The sequence below is a fragment of the Telluribacter roseus genome (assembly GCF_017355915.2).
In the GTDB taxonomy this organism is placed as follows: Bacteria; Bacteroidota; Bacteroidia; order Cytophagales; family Spirosomataceae; genus Telluribacter.
Window position 1 is genome coordinate 21936 of the sequence record NZ_JAFEUV020000012.1, and the last position, 6268, is coordinate 28203.

Annotated in this window: 5 protein-coding genes; 3 read left to right on the forward strand and 2 right to left on the reverse strand. The window is 51.9% G+C overall.

Annotated elements, in window-relative coordinates:
- Positions 1–3: 3 nt before the first annotated feature.
- Positions 4–1929 (reverse strand): PfkB family carbohydrate kinase, encoded by a 1926-nt coding sequence (locus JTN23_RS19480; RefSeq protein ID WP_247236710.1) that lies wholly within the window; start codon positions 1927–1929, stop codon positions 4–6.
- Positions 1930–2458: 529 nt separating this feature from the next.
- Here JTN23_RS19480 and JTN23_RS19485 point away from each other — a divergent pair.
- Entirely contained in the window at positions 2459–2998 is a 540-nt protein-coding gene (locus JTN23_RS19485; protein ID WP_247236711.1) for an RNA polymerase sigma factor, read from the forward strand.
- Positions 2999–3072: 74 nt separating this feature from the next.
- Here JTN23_RS19485 and JTN23_RS19490 read toward each other — a convergent pair whose 3' ends face one another.
- Positions 3073–4248 (reverse strand): alpha/beta hydrolase, encoded by a 1176-nt coding sequence (locus JTN23_RS19490; RefSeq protein WP_247236712.1) that lies wholly within the window; start codon positions 4246–4248, stop codon positions 3073–3075.
- 246 nt (positions 4249–4494) lie between these two features.
- Between JTN23_RS19490 and JTN23_RS19495 the strand changes: the two genes are divergently transcribed.
- Both JTN23_RS19495 and JTN23_RS19500 read left to right on the forward strand, forming a co-directional pair.
- Entirely contained in the window at positions 4495–4689 is a 195-nt protein-coding gene (locus tag JTN23_RS19495; protein ID WP_247236713.1) for a hypothetical protein, read from the forward strand.
- Between the two features lie 108 nt (positions 4690–4797).
- Positions 4798–6171: a PhoPQ-activated pathogenicity-related family protein gene (locus tag JTN23_RS19500; RefSeq protein WP_247236714.1), complete on the forward strand. Its 1374-nt coding sequence runs from the start codon at positions 4798–4800 to the stop codon at positions 6169–6171.
- The last annotated feature ends 97 nt before the right edge of the window (positions 6172–6268 follow it).

Genomic DNA, 6268 nt, shown 5'->3' on the forward strand with positions numbered 1-6268 from the left:
GGCTCATACTGCCATCGAATCCACCTTCTCCTTAAAGAGCAACTGCAGGAGCTGGCGCTGCTGGGTGAAGTCCGGGATGAGCAACTGAGCCCCGGCCTTGATGAGGCGGGGACGCTTCTCGTGGTTATGCCCGTACCTGCGGATTTCGTTACTGGCTATGCCTACCGCAATTCCGCCAAACCGGCGGGCCTCCCGCATCTCATCGGGCCCGTCGCCAAAGGCCACCAGTTCATGGCCTTCCAGGCCATTCTCGCGGATGATTCGCTCAATGACCATTCGCTTGGAAAACTTGGTATAGTCACGGAGCGCCCCGTAGATCCCGCCGTCAAACAGATCGGCGTACCCCAGGGCCCGGGCTTCATGGATCACATCGTCTACGTCGGTACCACTAGCCAGGTAGAGCACCACTCCCCGGCGCCGCAGCTCCCGGAGGAAGTCAGCTACGCCCTTCATCATAAAGTCTTCGGGCTGCAGCTCTCCGGCTTCCAGTTTGGCCAAGCGCTTACTTACCATCCCGATCAGCGCCTCGTTGTAGATCTGCTTGTACTGAAACTTGTCCAGTACTTCGGCTTCGGGTACGTAGCCCGCTTCACGTACCATCTGGGCCAGCCCCTCCATTTGGAAGATGGTCTGTATGCCGGTGGTTTTGTGGATGAACTCCTTTACCTGAGCTTGTATTCCGGCAAAAGTACCCTGATCCAGCGTATCGTGTTGGCTGCCCAAGATGGCCTTCAGCATAACTGATTCCATGATCTCTTCCCAGCCCTGCCGTAGGGTACTGATGGTACCATCATGATCAAAAACAGCATGGCGGACCTTACCCAGCCTGTCCAGTACCGCCGGGTCACAAAGCTCAAACTCCGAATCGGGCAGGTACCTTGCCTCCCTCACATTATCGGCCAGGTCGGCCTGGTACACGTAGTCGGGGTGCTGACCGATCGCCAGAATTTCTTCACCCGAAGCCGTACCCGTAATAAATAGTTTCTGTACCGTAACCGCCGCGGCAAAATTGGCCACCTGAGCGGCCTCCTTCGCCTCGATACCCGCCGCCAGACACAGGGTAACAGCACTGATGACGGTATCACCCGCGCCTACGGTATCGAGCCTGCCCGTTAGCTGCAGGCCGGGCACCTCATGGGCTCCCTCCGCATCGAAGGCAATAATACCCCGGGCACCGCAGGTCACAAATACCGGCTTTTTTGACTTGGAGTATACTTCCTGTCCGTACTTCCTTACCTCTTTGATAGGTACAGCCTCCGCCGATCCTACCTCTACTCCACAGAGGGCGGCGGTTTCTTTGTCATTGGCTTTGCGGTAGGTATGGTGGAAGCGGTCGTTGAAGTGACGGGAGTCCAGCATCACGATCTTGTCGTGGTACCGCTCGAAAAGCCCGTTAGCGGCTTGTATAAAACTTTCGTTACTGATGCTGCCTACCACCTGCTGATTGAATATAACAGCATCGTACTCGCTCAGGGCGGTTTCCAGCCCCTGCAGGAGCAGCTGATCCGTGGCTTCGGATCGCTGGTTGGATACCCCAAAGTCCACCCGCGGTTCTTCCTGCCCATCCACGTACTTCTTTAGATAGGTATAGGTACTGAAGTGGTCCTTCTGTACCACCAGTGAAGTAGTATCGGCGCCCAGGCTCTGGAGCTGGGCCGTGAGCTCCCGTCCGTACAGATCATCCCCCACTACCCCGATCACCTTGATACCGGCTGGATTCAGGGCAGACAGATTGGCTACTACGTTGGCAGCGCCTCCCGGTGAGTAGTAGTGCCGGGCTACGGTTTCGACGGGTAGCCCGGTTTCTATGGATATTTCGGTACCGGGTTTATCCATGATCCAGTACGCATCCAGACAAAAATCGCCGTAGACCGCAATCCTAACTAACCTGATCTTTTCCAGTATGGTTTGTAGACGTCCCTGATCCATGTATTTGGTCCTTAGTTTTTAGCGTGATTATTACTTAGCGTGATTATTACATTGATAGTATACCGTTGCCGGCATCCACTTTCCCCCACACGGGCCGGAATACCAACTACGGCTGGTGTCTATCTTTAAATCCTGTAAGAAGAATACTCTACTCAGAGGCGGGAGGGCTACTCTTTTTAACATTAATTTTACATAGAATAGCCTTGCGCAAATTGAAGACTTATTTACGCATTTTGCGCTAGAAATAAACCGGTCTTTGCGTACTTTTATATTCAAGTAATTCAATACCGGCCACTGGAAGGTGGAGCTTAAGGGCATATCCTTCTAATAGTCACCAGTCCGGCCAATCACCAATTTAATCCGAGAGAGCTGTTGTTTGGAAGTCCTGCTAGCGATTTCTGAAAACGTTTACGAAGAAATGAAATAGAATTATATGTTAATTTTTTATTATTAATTTAACATACACTTCATCTCATCGTACCTGTCACGCATCCTAAACGCCTTATACTTGCTTAAAACCTTTACCACTGTGGACTACCCAAACGAACATCTACTCCGTAAAGTCATTGATGGTGATCAATACGCTTTTGCCGATCTGTATAATTTTTACAGGACACCAGCTCTGAAGTTCTGCTACTCACTCCTTAAGGATGAGGAGGAAGCCGAAAGTATGCTGCAGGAGGTATTTATGAAGATTTGGGACCGTCGAAAGTCCATCCGGCCTGAGTTGAACTTCAGCTCCTACCTGTTTACCTGCCTGCGTAACATGGCCTTTGATGAACTCAAGAAGATGGAAAAAAACAACCAGCTGAAGAAACGCTACCTCGAGAGCATGGAAGCGGCGCGGGAAGATGATAAAGAGGAAAAGGAGGTAATCATTACGGCGCTGTATACGGCCGTGGATGCGCTGTCAGAAAAAAGAAAATTGATACTCCAGCTCAATATCGACGAGGGGAAATCCTACCAGGAGATCGCCGAGAGTATGAATATATCCAAAAATACCGTCAAGAACCAACTGGTAAAGGCCAAGCAGATCCTACGGGAAAAGATGGACTTTGCTGCCTTGTAAATTATTGCTATTCCTAAACCTGTTATAACTACCCGTACGCCCCTGAACAGTGGCGTACGGGTAGACTTTACTACTTATTGCTGCTCATAGTAGGGAAGCCCTTTCCAAAGCAGAGCCTGCACCTCCGGATATGTTTCTTCCAGCTGTACAAGAGTATAGAACTTATCCTTCCGGAGGTAAGCGTCAAAGAATTGTCTGGTAAGGGGTGAGATAGTCCGGAGCGACCCGGCACCATCGGCAGGTCCCAGTTTGTCCTTACGCTCGGCGGCCGTCATCTCACCGGCTGGTATTAGCGCCAGATCATTAAAGTTAAGGTGGCGGATGCCGGTGATGCGTACCCGCAGCGATACATTGGTATCGTCCGTTGCCCTTACCCAGTCCGCGTGCCGACGGTACTCGCTTCTTTCCCTGCCTTCCCGATCCATCTTTTGGGTAGACGCCTGTATACCTATCCGTTCGTCGTTACTCAGCAGCAACGCCGGCTGCTTCACCTTCACCCTGAGGGCGGAGCCCATCAGGTCGCCATCCAGGTTGACAACTACTTTTATGGTACTATCCCTGGCGGCCACAACGGTTGCCGCTATTCCTCCCTGCGAATGCCCCCATATCCCCACTTGGGTAGTATCCATAGTGCCTCTGAGCCAGCTACTGGCTAACCGGTTCAGCCTCCTTCTGACAAATTGTGCATCCGCAAAAACGATATCCTGCTGGTGTACGGTGAGGGTACCGGGCACTATAGCACCGCTAGCCAGCTGAGTCACGCCCGGGAAGCCCGTAGGTACATAACCAACTACCATGTACCCGTGGCTAACTATATCTTCAATAAGGGTACTATAGTCGGTAGGCAACCAGGTGTGACCGGGGCCAAACAGTAGCACCGGAAATGGGCCTCCTTCGGCGGCCACCGCGGCATCCGGTACCGACCATACGTTCAGGTGCTGAAGGTACTGAGAGCCTGCTTTCCCGACTTTTTTATCCAGATACCTGCCCTGTTCCTGTCGCCAACGGTCAGGCAGTGGATAGTGAGGAGTGGGCTTTAGCCCCTTCGCGGCCGGATACCACACCCATACAGGCAGAGTTCTGAATCGGGTCGAGTCGGAGGGATCAATACGGGTGGAATCCACCCACTCCAGTAGTCTCACCCCAACATTCCACGGTCCCGTGGGTTTGGGAGTGGTTGGCTCGGTGACAGACTGTGCCCTGGCTACCAGGGATGTTAATAGGAATGCAATGGCTAATAGATTTTTCATAGCTGAAAAGGTTTGTGTGAACAATTTACAACTACGAAACTATTCGTACTTTAAAATATGAACATCTATAATGGGAAGAATGGTCTCAGGGACAGGATGAATGGCAAGCGACCAGATACCAAAATGAAAAATAGAGTGTACCCAACAGCCAGGCAGCGAAAGGAAAGTATTATCCTAATTAGTGATAGTCCATTAGGTATTTCTTGGAGTATCATAGCTGAATTAGTTAAACGTAACGAGCACCCAATGGCCAGCCAACGAGCCCAATATCTGATTGCCAAACTGCTGAGCAATGAACTCACAAGTCACGAACTTGATGAGTTTCTGGCTGGCCTGCGGGAGGAGGAGTTGCTTAATGACTACTCAGACCTGCTCAGAACCTACTTCGATTCGCTGCTTCACCAGGATCAGACTACCAAAGAACGGGTGCAAAGTAAGTAGCCGACTCATTGGATTCACCAAACCAAAACTGTTTACTGTCGTTTCAGATGTGAAAGGCTTACCAAAGGCTCTGGTACCAGGTAGAGCCTCCATTAAACCTCTATGGATATGTTTAGATGGATTATAGTTAGAAGCACACTAGTCAGGTACCTGCTACCATGCCTGATCTACCTGATGGGCTGTATGACGGGTGAAGCTCAGCAACGTGTCACCCCTCAGAATGCCCTCCAGAGCTACCTGAACAATGGTGACACCTCCTACAGCTGGGTAGTGAAAGATTCCACTACACTTGGTAACGTCAAAGCCTATACCCTGCTGCTTACGTCCCAGAAGTGGCGGCAGTACACCTGGAGACATCAGCTTACGCTACTGGTACCCAAAGATGTAAAGTACACGGGCACCCTGCTCTACATCGATGGCGGGTCCAACAGCAATCAGCAGCCTGCCTGGAGCAGGAGTGATCGCATGGTATCCCCCATGGCCAACATAGCTACAACCAATAAAGCCGTAGTGGCTGTGCTGTACCAGACGCCCAATCAGCCCCTCTTCAACAATCTGTACGAAGACGCCCTGATCTCCTACACGCTGCACCAGTACCAGAAAGACGGCGATTATACCTGGCCGCTGCTATTTCCGATGGTTAAGAGCGCCGTCAGAGCGATGGATGCCGTGCAGGAGTTTTGCAAACAAAGGCTCCGGCAGGAGGTCAATGGCTTTGTGATTTCGGGGGCTTCCAAGCGCGGCTGGACCACCTGGCTCACCGGCGCCACGGGCGACCGCCGGGTCAGGGCCATAGCCCCCATGGTAATAGATGTACTTAACATGCCCGTAAACCTGGAGTACCAGAAACAAATGTACGGTACCTACAGCGAACAGATCAGCGACTACGTGCGGCTGGGCATACCGCAAAGCGCCAACACCCCCAAAGGCAAAGCCATCGTAGCCATGATCGATCCGTACTCGTACCGGAGCCAGCTGACCATGCCCAAGCTGATCGTGATGGGGACCAACGATGAGTACTGGACCATCGACGCCATCAAGCACTACTACAACGACCTGCCCGGCAGCAACCTGATTCACTACGTACCCAATGCCGGCCATAGCCTGGGCGGAGGCCGGCAGGCCTTTCAGGCGCTGAGCGCCTTTGTGGGAACTACCCTCCAGAATCGCAAGTACCCGACCCCAACCTGGAACATTGAGTCAGGACCATCGGCAGCCGTACTTACCATGGAGGTACAGATGCAGGACCTGGTAGAGGTAGTACTGTGGTCAGCTACCTCCGCGGACCGCGACTTCCGGAATGACAAATGGACGAGCAAAAGCATGGGGAAAAGTACCATTGCGCGGATCCAGGTAGAGCAGCCGTATCCGGCCAATGGATTCAGGGCTTTTTATGTAGATCTGAAATATAAAGCTCCCGGTGGTGGAGAGTACACCGTCAGTACCCGGGCTTTTGTCCTGAGCCAGAACAAGGTACTCTAATCCAATCGCACTAGTTTATGCCAATACAGAAGCGGGGGGTTGGGGGGTAGAGGGAGCGAGCTGAATTAAAAAATTTTAAAAAAAAAAAAACAATAAT